Source organism: Photobacterium swingsii, from assembly GCF_024346715.1.
GTDB classification, from domain to species: Bacteria; Pseudomonadota; Gammaproteobacteria; order Enterobacterales; family Vibrionaceae; genus Photobacterium; species Photobacterium swingsii.
Map to the genome: position 1 here is coordinate 2,174,916 of NZ_AP024852.1, position 18,951 is coordinate 2,193,866.

Consider the following 18,951-nt stretch of genomic DNA (forward strand, 5'->3'; position numbering starts at 1 on the left):
CCAAGGGCAAAGCGTGCTTAGCTCTTGTCATTACAGCTTATTATTACAACTTGTTGTATCGATTCAGAACTAACGCTGAACGGACCCAATAAGTCTTCATAGGCTATGCGGCTTGCTGATGAGCCGTTTGATGGACAATCTGGATCATGCCTTGTGCCAGAGTTACCGCCCAAAATTGCCCTGCCAGAGTCAATGATAGGTAGTCGTCTTCAAGGGTGACCAATCCATTTGATTGCCATGCGTTAAACAATGGTAAACAAACTTCAAACACATCGAATTGTGCAGCCGCTTGTAGCTGGGTTCTAGAAAGCACACCACGATCAAAACTCGCTTTGATAACCGCGTTAATCACCGCACTGGCAGGCGTTTTCGTCATCATGGCGACAGGGGTATCACCCTTTTTAATTGCGTCTATGTATGCATCCAATGTCCTGTGCTGCATAAAGCCATAGCCGCCAACATTACCCCCTGCACCAGCCCCTAGAGGCAATACTTCCGCTGAGGTTTTTGCCAAGCTGTTATACACGCTACGTTCACGATTATCACGAGCCCAGTGATTAACACTTAGACGGCGTAAATGGTGTTTATCCATAAACGCACTGCCTTGCTCAAACATGGTCGCTTTGGTCGCGGTATCAGCTGGGTGAGGAAGTTTGCCTTGCTCTATCATGCCTTTCATTGGGGTTCCCCCCATTTCAATCAGCTGATAAAGATCGACACCATGTGCACCACTCTCTAAAAAGTCAGCTAGGTCTTGTTGCCAAACATCAACATCTTGGAACGGCAAGCCATAAAGCAAGTCAATCACAATAGGCGCTGCATCTGAGGCACTTAATGCCTGAATACGCTCTAAGACATCTTCACGATCATCAAGCCGTTTAGCTTTACGGCGTACTTGAGTATTAAAACTTTGTACCCCAAATGAAAATCTGTTGAAGCCACCTTCTAATGCGGAATCGAACAGCTCGTCACTAAAGCGATTGATACGCCCTTCCAGCGTTAACTCACAATCTGTCGTGAGTGGAAAATGACGTCGAATCATCTCGCCCAAAGTTTTAATGTGAGCTGGTGTTAGATCTGTTGGTGTGCCTCCGCCAATATATACGGCATGGAATGGCGCAGCTTGCGTCCACGGCATTGCCGCTTTCACTTTAAGCTCAACCATTAATGCAGCGAAATAATCATCAATAAGCTGCTGGCTAGACGCATATTGGAAAAAGTTACAATAAGTACAACGCACACGGCAAAAAGGAATATGTACGTATAAACAACGTTTACCTAACTGCTCGGGTACTTGGCTCAACACAAGTTGAGACACGCTTTGATGCTGACTCTTATCTACAACTGTAGATTGGCCTCCCGCATGCGCTGATTTCTTTTGCTGAAAAGCATAACGCAAAGGATCTGGTGTTGAGATGCCTGTTACTTCAGGAGTCAGCAGATCAGCAACTTCAAGGGAGACGTTTTCATTTATTGGTTTCATAGCTTTTGCTGGAAAGCTTCCAGCCTCTTTTGCAACGATCAGCGAGAGCAATCACTGAACTACACAATGCTAGCGACAGCTAGCCCATCATCAAATACTGAGGCTTAACTTTCGTTGAGATTAAAAGCAAAACCTAAATTGATGCTTATGAGCACATTTTGACGATACTTTCCGGGTGCAGCCGCTCAATTGACTAGTCTTCTTCATTGCCGTTTCTAACAGCACTAAATTACGTCTATATCATTGTTTTTATTTATATAAGCAAGTAATTGCTTCACGGTCTGCCTTGTTTCTGAAAGCATAATATTCAGAGTTAAATAATATTGCAAATGATAATTGATATTATTCGTCTTTCGTGGATAATGACTTCAAATCTTGCCAAAAACGACTTTTGATAATTCTGTTATTTGTACGTCTAGGCGAGGCAATATTCTTTAGCATGGTAGATGAAACCGTGAATACAAAACGATATTTACTTGCAGGTACGGCATCTGTTCTTTTTCATAGCCTCATTTTTTCAGCTATTCCCAATACCATGGTGATGGCAATGCCTGTGGGTACTGATTCTATGCGCGTGTCGCTCAATTTAGTTTCTGTTCCTCAACAAGCGCCACAACCTAACGTGGTCACACAGCCACCGGTGCCAGCTAAACCCGTTGAAGCAAAGCCTAAAAAAGTTGTGAAAACAGAGCAAAAAAAACTGGTCAAAAAGCCCAAGGTCACCGAAGAAAAAGTGACTCAAAAGCCTGTTGATAAAGTCGCTAAAAAGGCTCCCACTAAAAAACAGTCGCCTGCTGTTAAAAAAGAAGTGGTAGAGCCAGTAAAAAAAGCGGCTAAACCTGAAACAAAAGTAGTCAGCACCGCGAAAGATCAATCAAAACCTGAAGTAAAAGCGCAGGCAGCAGCTGGGGTGAATAACGCACCACAATTAGTCACGAAACCAAGCTTCGCCACGCGACCAAGCCCTGTTAGTTACCCCAAAATTGCAAAACGGCGCGGTCTGCAAGGCCAGGTCCTTGTTGAGGTGTGGATCGATAGCTCAGGCAAACAAGTTAAACAAACATTAGTGAAATCTTCAGGTGCAAATATCCTCGACGATGCCGCTTTAGAGGCCATCAAACGTTGGCAGTTTTCTTCACACATCGTCGATGGGCAAGCAATCGCGCACCGTGTACAAATTCCTGTTCGTTTCAAGTTGGATTAAGACATGAACACCATTACAAGCTTTCAAGAACAATTTGGCCTAATGGCTTGGCCTCTCTTTTTATGTTCCGCTATCACTTTAATGATTTTGCTGGAACGTTTGATTCAAGTTTTACTCTGCACAGGCGTGGGCCATTCAAAGATCAATACGATCTTGGCGAAACAAGACCGTAGTAACCAACCACAGCTTGATCAACTCGCAACTGATTTAAAGCAAAAAAGGCCTCTGCTGTATAAAGGCGTCGCTATGTTGATTGCACATCGTCATTTTGATAAAGCATTGCGAGAAGATGCGGCCAGCATTTGGCTTCAGCAAAAGCGTAAACAGCTGCGTTCAGGACTGCGTTTACTGGCACTGATCGGGGTGATCAGCCCATTACTTGGCTTGCTAGGTACAGTACTGGGCCTCATTGATATGTTCAAAGGTATTGCTGCATCTACAGGTTCTGTCACACCTAACGATCTCGCTGATGGGCTTGGCCTTGCCATGCGCACCACAGCCGCAGGTTTGATCATCGCCCTCCCCGCTATTACAGGGTCACAACTTTTGGGTGTTTGGGCAGACAGCATCACGTCTAAGCTCGAGCACTCACTCAATCACTGTAACTTGTGGATCGAAGGCATCAACTTTCAAACCTCATGTGATTCACCCGTAGCAAAAAGTACAACGGTAATGAATAGCGCTAAGGTGCAATCATGATCCGCGCCTCCAATTCATCGTGGGACACTGACGAACTCAAGCCTGATTTAACGCCGCTACTCGATATCATCTTCATTGTAATGGTGTTTTTACTGCTGACCGCCAGCGTAAAACTGCAGTCGCTAGATGTGGAATTGCCACAAACCAGCACAGAGGTTTTACAAGAAACCCATGCCGACCCTATAACGATCAACCTACTTGCGAAAGCGCCTTACTGGGCTCTACAAGGTCAAGAAGCAAATGATTGGCAAAGCTTTAGCGTTAGCTTGCTCAAAGAAGTCAACGCTAACCCTAAAAAACCCGTTGTTATTGGAGCAGATAAAGGCGCGTCCGTTGAGCACATGCTCAAGTTATTAGCCTTGTTACAACAACATGAAATCAAAGCGACACAATTATTAATGGAAGAGGAAGCATCATGAAACGCTTAGTCCTAGCTACAACACTGCTTTTTACAGCCACATCAAGCTTGGCGAATGAGCGTATCATCAGTGCTGGCTCAGCCATTACTGAACTCTTAAATGCTATTGGTGCACAGCAAAGCATTGTTGCTGTCGATGCCACCAGCCGCAGTTTAGTCAGTAAAGACACGCCAGCGCTGGGCTATCATCGCGCATTGTCAGCAGAAAGCTTAATCGCACTCACCCCTACCCGATTATTAGGCTCAGAAGAAATGGGGCCTAAAACCACACTCGACCTAGTGAAGCAAGCCGGTGTAGAGGTCAATATTCTCAATTCAGGTGAAACAGTGAATGATCTGCTGCACCGTATCGATAGTATTGGTGAGATAACAGGAAAACAAACTGAAGCAAATCAGCTGAAAGAAGAAGTGAAACAACAAGTCGCGAACATTGAAAACAATAATCACAAGGCCAGCACTTCAAATAAAAAGCCCGTCAAAGTCTTATTTCTTTCGATCCATGAAGGCCGCCCTGCAACCGTTGGTGGACGTAATACCACTGCAGATACGGTCATTCGCCTAGCGGGCGGTATTAACCCTGCCGCTGAACAAGTCGAATCTTATAAACCCATTTCAGCTGAATCTATGCTTGAAATGCAACCAGACCTCATCATGTTAAGTAGCCGCACTTATAACTCAATAGGTAAAGCCGATGGTTTATTTAAAGAATTGCCACTGCTTGCAGCTACCCCAGCAGGTATCAATAAAGCTGTGGTAGTTATTGATGGCACTGCTTTAATTGGTGGTTTAGGGCTAAAAAGCCTCAGTGAAGCAGAACGCTTGAACCGTGTTTTCTACCCTTAATCGTCGAGTATTCGTTACGTGTCCGTTATGCAGATCCAAAGACTTCCTTTAAAAATCGTTTTCCCCGTCGGGTTGAGCTTGCTCTGCTTGGCGGTGGCAACGTCAGTAATTGTTGGCCCTATGGCCATCACGCTAAGCCAGAGTTTAAAAGCTTTTACGCCGTGGCAAAATGAATTACCCGCACATATTCAGATCGTTATTCACCAGATTAGGCTTCCAAGAACCCTATTGTGTATAGCAATAGGCGCTATTCTCGCGTTATGTGGCGCCGTTATGCAGGGCTTATTTCGTAACCCGCTCGCAGACCCTGGCATCATCGGGGTGTCTGGTGGTGCAAGCTTAGGCGCGGCACTTGCTATTGTACTGTTCGGCTCATGGGCCGCTTCATTCCCTATTCTGCTCACGTTAGGCACTGTGCCTATCATGGCATTTCTTGGGGGCGCAGTAAGTACTTGGCTGGTTTATACACTTGGCACAGACAAAAATGGCACATCCGTGACCATCATGCTGCTAGCCGGTGTAGCTATCGGAGCCTTATCAGGCGCCGCTTTAGGCCTAATGAATTACTTTGCAGATGATCAAGCATTACGCGACCTATCGTTATGGACCATGGGCTCATTAGCTGGTGCAACATGGCCAGGCATTGCCTTAGCCTTTACAACCTTAGGCATTCTAATGTGGGTCTTCGATCGTCAAGCAAATGCCTTAAATGCCTTTTTACTTGGTGAAGCAGAGGCCAAACACATGGGTGTTAATGTGCAGGCGCTCAAGCGTAGCTTAATTTTGCTCTGTGCTGCAGGTGTTGGTGTCTGCGTATCCCTCACTGGTGTTATTGGATTTGTCGGCCTAATCATTCCACACTTAGGCCGCATGCTTTCAGGCCCTAACCATAAAACATTGCTACCTCTATCGGCGTTATTGGGTGCTTTGATTTTATTAGTTGCAGATATGATTGCCCGCGTTATAGCCGCCCCTGCCGAACTGCCTGTCGGCATCATTACCGCTATTTTAGGTGCGCCATTCTTCATTATGTTATTGGTTAAACAAAAAGGACGCCTGTCATGATGGCTGGTTTTTCATCTTCTCGATTTCAATCCCAGGATAAGATCGCAATTGCAGCAAAAGGATTGCATTTAGGCCTAGGCGGCAAGACCTTACTTGATAACTTTGATATAGAAATCAAACATGGTGAAGTCACGGCGTTACTTGGTCCAAATGGCGCTGGGAAGAGTACGTTACTAAAAGTGCTTTGTGGTGAATTAGATGCAGGTGGTGACATTAGCATTCAGGGGAAAACCCATGCTCAGTGGTCAGCGAAAGAATTGGCGAAGTATTTAGCTGTTTTACCACAGCACAGTAGTTTAAGTTTTGCTTTTACTGCCCAAGAAGTGGCTGAATTAGGCGCTTTACCGCTGGATCTCACTCGCGCACAGGCCAGCAAAACAGCGGCCAGTATGATGGAAAAGACAGAGGTGACGGCCCTATCAAACCGTCTATATCCCTCGCTATCTGGTGGCGAGAAGCAACGGGTCCATTTTGCTCGCGTACTTACCCAGCTTAGCGAAGCCAAGGAAAATGCAATTTTGATGCTCGATGAACCAACGTCAGCACTCGATTTAGCGCATCAACATAAAACATTGCAGCTTGCGCAAAGCATGGCAAAAGAAGGGGCTGCCGTTATCATTGTTTTGCATGATCTTAATCTTGCGGCACAATATGCCGACCGTTTGGTGATAGTGAACGAGGGAAAAATACAAGCTGATGGTGATGCTTGGCAGGCACTTGAGCCTAAAAATATTGAACGTGTTTACGGTTGGCCAGTAACCATCACTGAGCATCCAAGCTTACAACACCCGATAATTCTATAGCGTCTGGTTATGTAATCTCTATAATGCACACATAAATGCATACTGATGCATCAAATTTTACTCAGTTTACATTGTTTATGTTGATGTTTATCAAGTATTGCCATCTTGAGAGACAGAAACGTTGCACTGTGCGCTACACTCAGTAAAATGTGAACGCAAGCGATTAACAATGTAACGCTACCGAATCCATAAAAGCCGCTCATCTGAGAAGCGGCTTTTAACGTTTATACAAGGTCTCAAGCAGCACGTAGCACTCAATATGCAAGAGTAAGCACAGTGCTTGGCTTAGAAAGATCCTCTTTATTCCAATTATTAGAAGAATAAATATGGCAACGATTAAAGATGTTGCACGTATGGCTGGTGTTTCAACAACAACAGTCTCTCACGTGATAAATAAAACACGCTTCGTCGCAGAAGCAACGCAAAAGAAAGTGTTAACGGCTGTTGATGAACTTAACTACGCCCCAAGTGCTGTTGCTCGCAGCCTGAAATGTAACACTACGCGCACTATTGGTATGTTGGTGACTAAATCAACCAACCCCTTCTTCGCCGAAGTTGTACATGGTGTTGAAGAATACTGCTACAAAGAAGGCTATACCCTCATTCTGTGTAACACAGAAGGTAACCTTTCTAAGCAGCGCGATTACCTACGCATGCTAGCAGAAAAGCGCGTTGATGGCTTAATGGTGATGTGTTCAGACCTCGATCAACGTCTGTTAGATTTGCTAGAGCGTCAAAACGATCTACCTATGGTAGTGATGGACTGGGGTCCAGAAAGCCCACACACGGATAAAATCCAAGATAACGCAGCAATTGGTGGCTATGTTGCTATCAAACACTTTATTGAGAATGGCCATACCAAAATCGGTTGCCTATCTGGACACAATGAGAAGTCAACCTGTCGTGAGCGTCTAAAAGGCTTCCAAAAGGCCATGGACGAAGCAAATCTATCAGTGAATGAAGATTGGGTCATCGAAGGTGACTTCGAATGTGAAACGGCCGTTAAAGCCGCAGAACAGTTCATCGCAATGAAAGAACGTCCGACTGCTATATTCTGTTTTAATGACATTATGGCAATGGCGATGATCAGTACTTTTGTTCAACATGGAATTCGTGTTCCTGAAGATATCTCGATTATTGGTTACGATAATATCGAACTCGCGCCTTTCTTCTCGCCTCCATTAACAACAATCCACCAGCCTAAACGCCGTTTAGGCAAAACTGCGATTGAAATCTTAATGGAGCGTGTGAAAGACAAAAAACACGAAAACCGCATTTTCGAAATGTCGCCTGAATTAGTAGTGCGTAAATCCGTTCATAAACTGAATTAATTATTCGCTTTACGCATAAAAATTGAATAGCCGACGGTATCTAACCGTCGGCTTTTTTTTGCGTTAACATGCGGTTAAATCTTCCTTTTTTACATAAATATTTAATATGTAACAATAATATTACTTTTGAATTTCAAATAAATATCTTTCATTTGCTAAGATATTCATTTCATTCCTGAATATTCTCTCTCCACAGAACAGTAATAATTGAAGCAATATCACATTTCACCCAGCCCAGGGTAAACGCTTTTCTGCTATTTACGATATGCTTATTACGTCACGAACAGGGCAAACCATTTGAAAAAGTGGGACGCAAAGCTTCCGGCCTAACAGAGTGTTATTCGATAAACATTAACACTTTCAAGGTAGCGGGGTTACCGATGGATTTAACGCAAAACCTGCTTTTGGGTTTGACATGCTTTTGACATACATTAAGTGTGCTTTGCTAACCTAAACTCCTCGCTTATATGTTAGGTGACTCCCAAGATTTATTTCACCGAGAAGTCGCATGGATAAACCAATACTTAAAGACACCCTAAAATTATTCGATTGTTTTGGCAGTGTTAAATCACGATCAATGTTTGGCGGTTTTGGCATTTTTGCAGGCGAAACAATGTTTGCTCTGGTGGTAAAAAACAAATTACACCTCCGCGCTAATGCAAAAAACATTGAAGTATTTAAAGAAGCCAATCTATCACCTTATGTTTACGAGAAACGCGGTTTTCCCGTAGTAACTAAACATTTTGCTATTCCTGATATCTGGTGGAATACACCAGAAATGATTATTGAATACGCACAAGGCTCACTAGAAGGTGCGAAGAACGACAAAGAAACAAAAAGCAAAATTGGCCCATCTCGCATTAAAGATTTGCCAAATTTACGATTAGCCAATGAGCGCATGCTAAAAAAAGTGGGTATTGATACTGTCGAGAAGCTTGTTGAGGTCGGCGCTATCGACGCATACAAAGCATTACTCGATACGCATGATAATAATCTCAACATTGAGTTGCTTTGGGCTTTAGAAGGCGCGATCAGCGGCAGACACTGGTCTGTAATCAGTGAAACCAGACGTGGTGAATTGTTAGGTTTGTTACCCTAGGGAGTCGGGTGAACAACGACACTTTTGCTACAATAAGAACGAGGCTGATGCCTCGTTTTTTGTTGCTTTAGCCCACCCAATGTCAGGATTACGTCAAAGATTGACTCTACTCACAAATACTGTTCACAAAAGCATCAGTTAACTTTTAATCCCCCCCTAAATAAGTAAAATAACCGCTGCTGGCGGTGTGAAAACCGTCAATTTTTTGTTTTCAACTACTTATGGTAACTGTTGCAGTTAAATCGACGTCAATAATATGTCGTCACTATAGCGACCATAACTAACTTGCGGTCTTTGAGATTGCTAAAAAGTGAGGCCAGTATGCTCTGTTCAAAGCCTTTTCCTGGGCAAGCAGACCACATATTTAAGGATAAATTTTGCAAATGGCCGAAACTCCTCCGCGCCTTTGTTATTCTTAGCCTACTCCCCCCTGCCTTTGTAATGCTACTTGTTTCTCAGCAACTCGCTCCCCTTGATGTGCTTATCGACATATTTACCCTAGTCGGTGGCTTTAATGTCATTCTAGTCATTTGGGGAGGATTACTAAAAATCCGGGCACGTAAATATTGGTACCGTAATTACCATATCGGCAAAACGCTGGTACTGGCTTGCCTACCAATTCTGGCATCAGCCTATATCGCTTTTTCAGAAATCCCCGATAACCGCGTTGTGCAGCAAGAACGTAGCCGTGCTGTTGAAGTCGCCATTAATTAGCCGTTCGTTCAAAATACGCGCAATTAATCACGATTTTCAATTTTTTCCTAATTAATTGAAATATTTGCGCCCTTGGTTGGGTCTCCTTTATTACCTTGGTATAGCATTGGTGCTATATCATGTGTTCATAAGGAAACGACGCAGTGCGCCTCGCGAAAAAAAACAAATATTCAATCTTTGTCCGCCCATTACTTTGGCTACAAAAACGTAATTTCGGCGCAGAACTCAACCCGTCTTTACTTTGGGGACGCCGCCCGCCACTCTTTTGGTTGGTCGCTGGATTTTTTGGCTACCTAGATCGCCGCCATTCACCACTTTCACCGGTTACACGATCTTTGGTTTGTGTCCGCGTTTCACAACTAAACGATTGTGAATTTTGCGTCGATGCTAACGGAATGCGTCTAGCCGAGCGTTGCGATTCTGTTGAAAAGATCAAAGCCCTTTCTCAATGGCAACAAAACAGCGCCCTATTCACTGACGAAGAAATCGCAGTGCTGCATTATGTTGAAGCGATGACCATTACAGGGCAAAAAGTCACAGAAGACATGCTATCTGATCTACAGCAATGGTTTAACGAAGATAGCCTAGTAGAACTTACTGCCCTGATCGCCTTCCAAAACCTATCTGCCAAATTTAATACCGCGCTTGATGTACCTGCACAAGGGTTTTGCTCTGTGCCGACAACATCAGCACTTAAAAGCACCGCTACTGCCGATGAACCAGACACCTCATCGGCTCAGCAGCAAGAACCACCACAGAGTAAATCGTAGGAGTTATCTCATGGATAGAAAGAAACTACTGCTCATTACCGTCATTGCCGCGCTTATTGGAAGTTGGTTCCTGTTCGACTTGGGTCAGTACTTCACCTTAGAGCAAGCAAAGGCACAACAAGTCGCGCTGCAAGACACGATAGCTGCACGTCCCTTCTTTGCGAGTTTAGTGTACTTTGCTATTTATATCGTTGTAACAGCACTCTCCTTACCCGGTGCTGCAATTATGACGCTACTTGGCGCGGCATTATTTGGTTTTTGGTGGAGTCTAATCCTAGTCTCGTTCGCAAGTACTATTGGTGCAACACTCGCTTTCCTATTTAGCCGCTATATTCTTCGCGACTGGGTACAGGCGAAATTCGGCCATCGTCTTGCGCCTATCAATGCTGGCATTAAAAAAGACGGTGCTTTTTATCTATTCACACTCAGATTAATCCCAGTGTTCCCATTCTTTCTGGTGAACCTATTAATGGGGTTAACGCCACTATCAACCAAACTCTTTTACTTAGTCAGCCAAATCGGGATGCTGGCCGGTACTGCTGTGTATATCAACGCAGGTACACAACTTGGTGAAATCGAATCGCTCGGTGGCATCATTTCAGCTCCCGTGCTTATTTCTCTCGCGCTATTAGGGATTTTTCCACTGGTCGCAAAATTTGTCATGGGCCTTATCGAGCAGCGCCGCGTATATGCTGACTGGACACCGCCTGAAAAATTCGATCAAAACATGGTCGTCATTGGGGCGGGTGCAGGTGGCTTAGTCAGCGCCTATATTGCAGCTGCAGTAAAAGCAAAAGTGACCTTAATTGAGCGCCATAAGATGGGTGGTGATTGCTTAAATACAGGCTGTGTGCCCTCTAAGGCTGTTATCCGCGCGGCACATGCCATGTCGGAAATTACCCGAGCGAAGGAATTCGGTATTACCACTGGTGGTGTAAGCGTCAATTTTGAGCAGGTCATGGCGCGCGTTCATACAGTCATCGATAAAATTGAACCTCACGATTCTGTTGAGCGATATTCGTCGCTAGGTGTGAATTGTGTCTCTGGTGAAGCGCGTATTTTGTCGCCATGGGAAGTTGAAGTAAACGGTGAGCGTATGACTACCCGCAACATAGTGATTGCGACAGGTGCTCGCCCACTAGTTCCTAATATTCCCGGACTTCAAGATGTTAGCTACCTGACCTCTGACACTATTTGGCAGCTAAAAGAACAACCTAAGAGACTTCTGGTACTGGGGGGCGGCCCGATTGGCTGTGAACTCGCACAAAGCTTCCAACGGCTTGGTAGTCACGTAACCTTGGTCGAAATGGTTGACCAACTACTTATCCGCGAAGATGCTGATGCCGCAGAGCTCGTCCATAGCAAATTACAAAGCGACGGTGTTGAGGTCAAACTTAACCACAAAGCCCTACGCTTCGAGTCCATCGAACAAAGTGACGGTTCCCGTATCCAGCGCGCTTACCTTGAGCATCAAGGGCAAACTGTTACCACTGACTTTGACTATGTCATGCTTGCACTAGGACGTGTTGCTAACGTACAGGGTTTTGGCTTAGAAGAACTCGGCATCACCACCAACGAGCGCGGCACAGTAGAAGTGAACGACTACCTGCAAACCAAATACCGCAATATTTTTGCTGTTGGCGACGTTGCAGGGCCTTTTCAACTAACTCACGCTGCTGCGCATCAGGCATGGTATGCCGCTGTGAATGGGTTATTTGGGCAATTTAAAAAATTCAAAGCTGATTACTCAGTACTGCCTGCTGCCACCTACACATCGCCTGAGCTTGCTCGTGTGGGGATTAATGAAAAAGAAGCCAAAGCACAAGGTCTTCAATACCAAGTTATTACTTACGGTATTGATGATTTAGATAGGGCTATTACTGATGGGGAAGATTACGGCTTTATCAAAGTCATTACCCCTAAAGGCAAAGATACCATCTTAGGTGCAACTATCGTCGGGAGTAACGCAGGCGAAATGTTAGCCGAGTTTACTTTAGCAATGCGCCATAACTTGGGATTAAACAAGATATTAGGCACAGTCCACCCCTACCCAACCATGAGCGAAGCCACAAAATACGCAGCTGGACAGTGGAAGCAAGCTAACGCTCCCAAAATGCTGTTAACATGGGTTGAAAAGTACCATGCATGGATGCGCCAAGGTAAAAAACAGTCTGTCGTAGACCAAACGGTGACTAAACCGGCATCCACAAACCAAGCAGCCGAGCCACTTAAAGAAAATAAGGATATGTAATGCATCGCTCATCATCATTCAAGCGCCTATCTTCAGGCGCAACAACATTACTCGCCGCGCTAGCTATGGCTGTAGGAGCGAGCACGGCTTACGCCGAAACACATTCGGCACCAAGCAACCAAGATTGGCTACAAATTGTTGAGCAGGCAAAAGGTGAAACGGTCTACTTTAATGCATGGGGCGGCAGCCAAGAGATCAACGAATATCTTCGTTGGGCTGCTCGCGAACTTCAATCACGTTATAGCGTTACGCTAAAGCATGTTAAAGTTGCTGATATTGCAGAAACTACGCAACGCTTATTAGCAGAAAAGACGGCTGATAAAAATCAAAATGGAAGCGTAGATTTAGTCTGGATCAATGGCGAAAACTTCCGCTCTATGAAACAAAATGAACTGCTATATGGCCCCTTTGTTTCATCACTGCCAAACTGGGAGTACGTCGATAAACGCTTACCCGTAGATGTAGATTTCACCGAGCCGACTGAAGGGCTAGAAGCACCCTGGGGCGTCGGTCAACTGGTGTATATTCATGACACCAAGCAATTAAATAACCCACCAAAGAATTTTCCTGAGTTGTTGAGCCTAGCGAAAGCCTACCCTGGCCAATTTAGCTACCCTCAACCGCCAGAGTTCCATGGTTCTAGCTTCTTAAAAGCAGCATTGATTGCATTAACTGATAACCCAGAACGTTTATCAGCCCCAATAGATACAACTAAACAAGCGGATGTATTTCAAAACACTACAGCCCCTTTATGGGCGTACTTAGATCAGCTTCACCCTGTCGCTTGGAAGCAAGGCAAACAGTTCCCATCAGGGAGCCCACAAACCATTCAACTATTAGACGATCGTCAATTGTTGATGGCGATTACGTTTAACCCTAATGCAGCCAATGCCGCCATTGAAAATGGCAAACTCCCTGACACTGCGCAAGCATATTCATTTGATCAAGGCGCGCTCTCTAATATCCACTTCCTTGCTATCCCATGGAATTCATCGGCTAAAGCTGGCGCAAAAGTAGCGATTAACTTCTTACTTAGCCCAGAAGCACAAATGCGCAAAGCTGATACCCGTATTTGGGGCGATCCATCCGTACTCAAAGAAGCTGCATTACCTGCTGGTGAACGTGGTTTCGCATTGTTTAAACCTATTTCAGAACCACACCCAAGCTGGCAAATCGCCTTAGAGCAAGAATGGCAAAAACGTTACGGCCATTGATTTTCTTTGATTATTTATAACGATAAGACCACACTCACTACCGCGCTTATGGTGGAAGTATTTTCTCCATAAGCGCAGCACCACAAGTAATGGACAGTTAGACCTGATGTTGATCCACCTATTGTTTATAAGCGCCATTCTCGTGTGCATTTTGCCCCTACTTCCGGGCATGGCAGGTATTTTACTCCCCGCCTTTTCTTGGCTTCCTTTAATGACCACACATCAAATTGAAGCATTGACGGCTTTTAATCTTAGTGGGTTTCATCACGTACTTTCCTGGCCTGGTGTATTTCAATCAATGCTGCTGTCTCTTTTCACTGGGATAACCAGTAGCATTATTGCGTTAGCACTTACCTTCTTCATCCTTCAAGCTAACTGGCATAAGCCGCATTGGCAAAAAATCGAACGCATGTTGTCACCAATGCTGGCGATGCCGCACGTTGCGTTTGCTATTGGCTTTGCGTTTCTTTTCTCTCCTACAGGTTGGATATATCGTGTACTGGAGGGCTTAGGGCTTTCTACCCACAATACCGCTTCATTAATTCAAGATCCCTACGGTATTGGCCTTATTATGGCGCTAACTATCAAAGAGACGCCTTTTTTGATTTTAATGAGCACGTCGATCTTAAAACAACTGCATGTCGATCGCCTCTACGCATCGGCTTCAGGGCTAGGGTATAACCGTGCTGATGTGTGGCTAAAAGTTATTCTTCCGCAGTGGCTGCCTAAAATGCGCCTACCCTTTTATGCAGTATTAGCATTTGGATTATCGGTTGTTGATGTAGCGCTCATTATAGGTCCAACACGTCCACCCACCTTTTCAGTCTTAGTGTGGCAATGGTTTAATGAAGCTGACCTCAGCTTATTGCCACGGGCTGCTGCTGGCGCCCTGTGCTTATTGCTAATAGCCTTTTTAACCTTAGCAACAGCGCGTCTATTTGAATGGTTAACACTCAACTATTGGCGCAGTTGGCAAATCCAAGGCGCTAAAAAACGTCAATTCTGGGGAGAGCATGGCTACTTACCACTGGTCATTCTGCCAATGTGTATTATACCCTTGCTGGTGATCTGGTCCTTTGCACAACGTTGGCGCTTTCCTGACATAGTGCCAACTCGCTTGAGTGAGCGCTTCTGGCAACAAGAATTACCGACTCTGTGGGAATTAGCCTCCAGCAGCTTCGCCTTGGCACTTTTCAGCACTACTCTCGCCCTTATACTGACCATTGGCTGCTTAGAGTATAGGGACAAATATCAGCGTGCGATTCCCTTCTGGCTTATCGCGATACCTATGGTGATCCCTCAACTGTCGCTACTTTTTGGCTTGCAAGTCACTACGCACTTCATTTCGGGGCAGCATTATTGGCTGTGGGTGAGCTGGAGCCATATACTCTTTGTTTTTCCCTATCTGTATTTAGCGCTTGATGGCCCATGGCGTAGCTTTGATGCTCGCTTATACCAATCTGCACGTAGCCTTGGTTTAACGCATTGGCAAGCATGGTGGAAAGTAAAACGCGTACTGCTTCAACCTAGTATTTGGATTGCGATTGCAATTGGTTTGAGCGTAAGTCTCACCCAGTACCTGCCCACTCAAATGCTAGGGGCAGGCCGAGTTACCACCATCACCACGGAAGCCGTTGCACTTGCCAGCGGCCAAGATCGCCGTGTCAGCGCGATATACGGTATTTTGCAAGGGCTATTGCCTTTCATCTTCTTTTCGCTAGCCCTTATTGCTAGCCACCATAGTGGTATTCAACCACGCTTAAACAAGCAACGGAGTACAAGCACGGATGAGTTTATCTGTGGTAAACCTAACTATAAGTAACACGTCGGTATCAACGGAACCTCAAGTGTTAATCGACGCCCTAAACTTCAACGTTGACAACGGGGAAGTTCTGACCATCATGGGACCTAGCGGCTGTGGAAAGTCCACACTGCTCAGTGCAATTGCGGGTCACTTAACCCCAGCCTTCTCGTTATCTGGCGAAGTGACATTACACGGCAACAGCATTCTGATGTTAGAACCAAACGAGCGTCGTGTCGGTATTCTTTTTCAAGATGATTTATTGTTTCCACACCTTAACGTCTGGGAAAACCTCGCTTTTGGCTTACCAAGAGAGATAAGACACCCTGCGCGCAGAGCCAGAGCTTATGCGACACTAGCAGAAATAGAATTAACGGAACTTGCAGAAAAAATGCCTTCAGAAATTTCAGGTGGGCAACGTGCACGTATCAGCTTAATGCGTACGCTTCTTTCGGAACCACATGCCTTATTGCTTGATGAGCCCTTCAGTAAACTCGATAAGGCCTTGCGAGAAACCTTCCGCACCTTTGTCTTTAATCAAATTAAGCACAGTAACATCCCTGCAGTTATGGTTAGCCATGACAACACCGACATTCCAACCAACGGTGTGGTATTGAACTGGCCTTGGACGCAAGGAGCTACCAATGCTTGATCAATACGCTATTAAGATTATTCGCTGGCCTCTTAAAACCCTATCAGCGTTACCCGATAAGCTTGGAATAACCGCTAATCAAGTCACGGTAACGGGTTTTTTCATTGGTCTATGCGCATTGCCCGCCTTAGCCTTGCAACAATATACATGGGCATTGTGCTTCATCATTATTAACCGACTTTTTGATGGGTTAGACGGAGCAATTGCGCGCCGCCAAGGGATTACTGACTGCGGAGGGTTTCTCGATATCACCCTCGACTTCCTGTTCTACTCTATGGTCCCGTTTGGTTTTGTTATTGCTAACCCAGAAGCAAATGCCGTCGCAGGGGCTTTTTTAATTTTCTCGTTTATAGGCACGGGATCGAGTTTTCTCGCCTTTGCCATCATGGCCAGTAAACGCAATATTGAAAGCCCAGTATATAAACAGAAGTCCTTGTATTATATCGGTGGGTTAACCGAAGGGACTGAAACCATAGGCTGCTTTGTTCTATTTTGCTTACTGCCGCACCACTTTGCCTTAATCGCTTGGATCTTTGGCACGCTTTGTTGGATAACCACAATCACACGAATTTGGGCAGGCTACCAAACATTAAAATAAGAGTAATACAAATTGGCGTACTCTTTGGGTACGCCAACCACTTCATTTACCCCGCCCTCCACACCAAGTAAAAAGATACGACACCGAACTTGATCCTTGAGTTATTTTTAGCTTAAAATAGTTTAAATTCAAATTAAATGTTTATTCTATGAACCCTACAGAAACCATCGGCGGCTTGATTGGCTTATCATCACGAATGTTGACCAATGAATTAGAAAATCAATTTATGCGCAATGGTTGCGAATTGACACGTGAACAGTGGATTTTTTTGATGACTTTGATGAATGAATCTCCGCTTACACCGCTCGCCCTCGCGAAAAAACTGATGAAGAATAGAGGCTCTATTACAAGTTTAATCAAAGGGTTAGAAAAGAGAGAGCTCATACATAAAGTGACGATTAGCAATGATGGTCGTAGCTACGGTGTTGATATCACCCCGATGGGTAAACAGCTTACCGAAGAGGCAAAACACATCGCTTTTGGTGTACTCGGACAAGCACTTACAGGGTTTAATGAGTCTGAACAACAACAAATGCACAACTTATTGCTCAGGTTTGTGCAAAATTTAACAGGAGAAAATAATGGATAAGCCATTCGAAGATCACGGCCTATTTAGCTGGTGTGAACTCATGACAAACGACTTTGACAACTCAATGGCCTTTTACAATAAAGTACTTGGTTGGACATTGCGCGAAGTGCCTGGTCGTAATAACTCACGCTACGCCCTAGTGATGAATGAGAACAGCTCACAACCTTTTGCAGGTTTATTAACTATGCCCGAACAACTTGAAAAACGTGGTGTTCCAAGTTTTTGGCAAGCCTATGTAACGGTTGATAGTATTGAAGATACACTGGCTAAGGCTACAGAGAATGGCGCTGAAGTTTTATTACCACCAATGGATATCGAACGAATTGGACGCATTGCGTCTTTCCGTGATCCGCAAGGTGGCGTTATGTCTGTGATCCGCTATAACCGCTAAGATTAAGAAAACGCAGGATAATGGAATAGGTAGCTCATCCTAGGGCTACCTTCATTTTAAAAGGGCTATCGCATCCATTCACGATGCAATTGTTCGCTATCGCCTAAATATTGTAAGAGCCAATCGACAGCAGGATTTTTACTTTCCTTATTCCATGCCAAACAACATGGGCTATCAAATGGTTTTTTTTCCAACTGACACTCCACTAGTTCGCCCTGCGCTATTCGTGGAATGGCCATATGGGTCGGTACAACTGAAATACCAAGCCCAGACTTAATGCACTGCAAAGCACTGTGCCAGTTAGGTACCATGATCCGTCGCTGATTATCCACCAGCCACGTTGTGCGCTTAGGCAAGGTTCGCGCAGTATCTTCCAGACATACTGCAGGGTATTGCGCCAACACCTTATCCCCTAAGGGGCCTGGCACATTGACAAGCGGGTGATTTGGCGCAACCACAAACTTCCACGTCAATATACCCATGTCTCTATAATCGAAATTCCCACCGACGGGAATCGCTGCGGTTGCACCAATAGCAATGTCAGCGCGCCCATCCGCTAAAGCATCCCAAACACCGTTAAACACTTCCATCGTTAGGTGAAGCTCAACATCAGGGAAAGCTTTGTAAAAGTCACGAACCAAAGTGTTTACCCTACTTTCGCGGACCACAGTATCCAACGCAACTGACACACTCTGCGACCAGCCATTGGCTACGCGTTGTGTTTGCAAACGAATGCTATCCATCTGCTTTAGCAGATCCCTCGCTTGTTCAACAAAATAATGTCCTGCAGGAGTAAGTTCGACCTTACGGTGTAACCTGACAAATAATTCGACAGCTAATCGCTCTTCTATTAACCGAACTGTGTAACTAATAGCACTTGGTACTTTGTGCATTTCTTCCGCAGCGGCAGAAAAGCTGCCTCTACGCGCTACAACATCAATAACTTGCAGATCATTGTACGAAAACATATCAAATCAATTTTTTTGAAAGCAATGGTGAAATATTAACGTTTCACAGCGATAACTG

General features: G+C 44.9%; 19 protein-coding genes and 1 riboswitch. Of the genes, 17 read left to right on the forward strand and 2 right to left on the reverse strand.

Features of this window, described 5'->3' with window-relative positions; translation table 11 throughout:
* Positions 1-103: 103 nt before the first annotated feature.
* Positions 104-1,483, reverse strand: coding sequence for a heme anaerobic degradation radical SAM methyltransferase ChuW/HutW (gene hutW / locus OCU77_RS10105; protein ID WP_048898519.1), 1,380 nt, complete (start codon positions 1,481-1,483; stop codon positions 104-106).
* 454 nt (positions 1,484-1,937) lie between these two features.
* Between hutW and OCU77_RS10110 the strand changes: the two genes are divergently transcribed.
* The 17 genes from OCU77_RS10110 to OCU77_RS10190 all read left to right on the forward strand — a co-directional run bounded on the left by OCU77_RS10110 (position 1,938) and on the right by OCU77_RS10190 (position 17,925).
* Positions 1,938-2,687 (forward strand): energy transducer TonB, encoded by a 750-nt coding sequence (locus tag OCU77_RS10110; protein WP_048898609.1) that lies wholly within the window; start codon positions 1,938-1,940, stop codon positions 2,685-2,687.
* A 3-nt stretch (positions 2,688-2,690) separates the two neighbouring features.
* A complete protein-coding gene (locus OCU77_RS10115) occupies positions 2,691-3,386 on the forward strand; it encodes a MotA/TolQ/ExbB proton channel family protein (RefSeq protein WP_107302478.1) in 696 nt (231 codons plus the stop codon).
* Entirely contained in the window at positions 3,383-3,805 is a 423-nt protein-coding gene (locus tag OCU77_RS10120) for an ExbD/TolR family protein (protein WP_048898518.1), read from the forward strand. Before OCU77_RS10115 ends, OCU77_RS10120 begins: the two co-directional genes overlap by 4 nt.
* Positions 3,802-4,647, forward strand: coding sequence for a heme/hemin ABC transporter substrate-binding protein (locus tag OCU77_RS10125; RefSeq protein ID WP_048898517.1), 846 nt, complete (start codon positions 3,802-3,804; stop codon positions 4,645-4,647). Before OCU77_RS10120 ends, OCU77_RS10125 begins: the two co-directional genes overlap by 4 nt.
* A 27-nt stretch (positions 4,648-4,674) precedes the next feature.
* Positions 4,675-5,712 carry a FecCD family ABC transporter permease gene (locus tag OCU77_RS10130; protein WP_084711769.1) on the forward strand — a complete coding sequence of 346 codons (1,038 nt, stop codon included), beginning with the start codon at positions 4,675-4,677 and terminating at the stop codon, positions 5,710-5,712.
* The gene (locus OCU77_RS10135) at positions 5,712-6,515 is read left to right on the forward strand and encodes a heme ABC transporter ATP-binding protein (protein ID WP_048898608.1); all 804 of its coding nucleotides are present in this window, start codon (positions 5,712-5,714) and stop codon (positions 6,513-6,515) included. Before OCU77_RS10130 ends, OCU77_RS10135 begins: the two co-directional genes overlap by 1 nt.
* Positions 6,516-6,841: 326 nt before the next feature.
* The gene (purR, locus tag OCU77_RS10140) at positions 6,842-7,846 is read left to right on the forward strand and encodes an HTH-type transcriptional repressor PurR (RefSeq protein ID WP_107302480.1); all 1,005 of its coding nucleotides are present in this window, start codon (positions 6,842-6,844) and stop codon (positions 7,844-7,846) included.
* Between the two features lie 277 nt (positions 7,847-8,123).
* Positions 8,124-8,228, forward strand: a riboswitch (cyclic di-GMP riboswitch).
* Between the two features lie 126 nt (positions 8,229-8,354).
* Positions 8,355-8,945 (forward strand): TfoX/Sxy family DNA transformation protein, encoded by a 591-nt coding sequence (locus OCU77_RS10145; RefSeq protein ID WP_048898515.1) that lies wholly within the window; start codon positions 8,355-8,357, stop codon positions 8,943-8,945.
* A 321-nt stretch (positions 8,946-9,266) separates the two neighbouring features.
* The gene (locus OCU77_RS10150; RefSeq protein WP_239685939.1) at positions 9,267-9,659 is read left to right on the forward strand and encodes a hypothetical protein; all 393 of its coding nucleotides are present in this window, start codon (positions 9,267-9,269) and stop codon (positions 9,657-9,659) included.
* 143 nt (positions 9,660-9,802) lie between these two features.
* Positions 9,803-10,429, forward strand: coding sequence for a carboxymuconolactone decarboxylase family protein (locus tag OCU77_RS10155; RefSeq protein WP_048898514.1), 627 nt, complete (start codon positions 9,803-9,805; stop codon positions 10,427-10,429).
* A 10-nt stretch (positions 10,430-10,439) separates the two neighbouring features.
* Positions 10,440-12,680 (forward strand): dihydrolipoyl dehydrogenase, encoded by a 2,241-nt coding sequence (gene lpdA / locus OCU77_RS10160; RefSeq protein ID WP_048898513.1) that lies wholly within the window; start codon positions 10,440-10,442, stop codon positions 12,678-12,680.
* Between the two features lie 65 nt (positions 12,681-12,745).
* Positions 12,746-13,894, forward strand: coding sequence for an ABC transporter substrate-binding protein (locus OCU77_RS10165; RefSeq protein ID WP_371701319.1), 1,149 nt, complete (start codon positions 12,746-12,748; stop codon positions 13,892-13,894).
* A gap of 109 nt (positions 13,895-14,003) precedes the next feature.
* Complete coding sequence (locus OCU77_RS10170) at positions 14,004-15,716, forward strand: ABC transporter permease (protein WP_048898606.1); 1,713 nt, start codon at positions 14,004-14,006, stop codon at positions 15,714-15,716.
* Positions 15,682-16,347 carry an ATP-binding cassette domain-containing protein gene (locus OCU77_RS10175; protein WP_048898511.1) on the forward strand — a complete coding sequence of 222 codons (666 nt, stop codon included), beginning with the start codon at positions 15,682-15,684 and terminating at the stop codon, positions 16,345-16,347. Before OCU77_RS10170 ends, OCU77_RS10175 begins: the two co-directional genes overlap by 35 nt.
* Positions 16,340-16,945 carry a CDP-alcohol phosphatidyltransferase family protein gene (locus OCU77_RS10180; RefSeq protein ID WP_107302481.1) on the forward strand — a complete coding sequence of 202 codons (606 nt, stop codon included), beginning with the start codon at positions 16,340-16,342 and terminating at the stop codon, positions 16,943-16,945. The genes OCU77_RS10175 and OCU77_RS10180 overlap by 8 nt, the downstream gene beginning before the upstream one ends.
* A 148-nt stretch (positions 16,946-17,093) precedes the next feature.
* A complete protein-coding gene (locus OCU77_RS10185) occupies positions 17,094-17,534 on the forward strand; it encodes a MarR family winged helix-turn-helix transcriptional regulator (RefSeq protein WP_239685938.1) in 441 nt (146 codons plus the stop codon).
* Positions 17,527-17,925, forward strand: a complete 399-nt coding sequence (locus tag OCU77_RS10190; RefSeq protein WP_048898510.1) for a VOC family protein — start codon at positions 17,527-17,529, stop codon at positions 17,923-17,925. Before OCU77_RS10185 ends, OCU77_RS10190 begins: the two co-directional genes overlap by 8 nt.
* Before the next feature lie 65 nt (positions 17,926-17,990).
* Here the strand turns inward: OCU77_RS10190 and punR are convergent, their stop codons facing one another.
* Positions 17,991-18,893, reverse strand: a complete 903-nt coding sequence (punR, locus tag OCU77_RS10195) for a DNA-binding transcriptional activator PunR (protein ID WP_107302482.1) — start codon at positions 18,891-18,893, stop codon at positions 17,991-17,993.
* Positions 18,894-18,951: the final 58 nt, after the last annotated feature.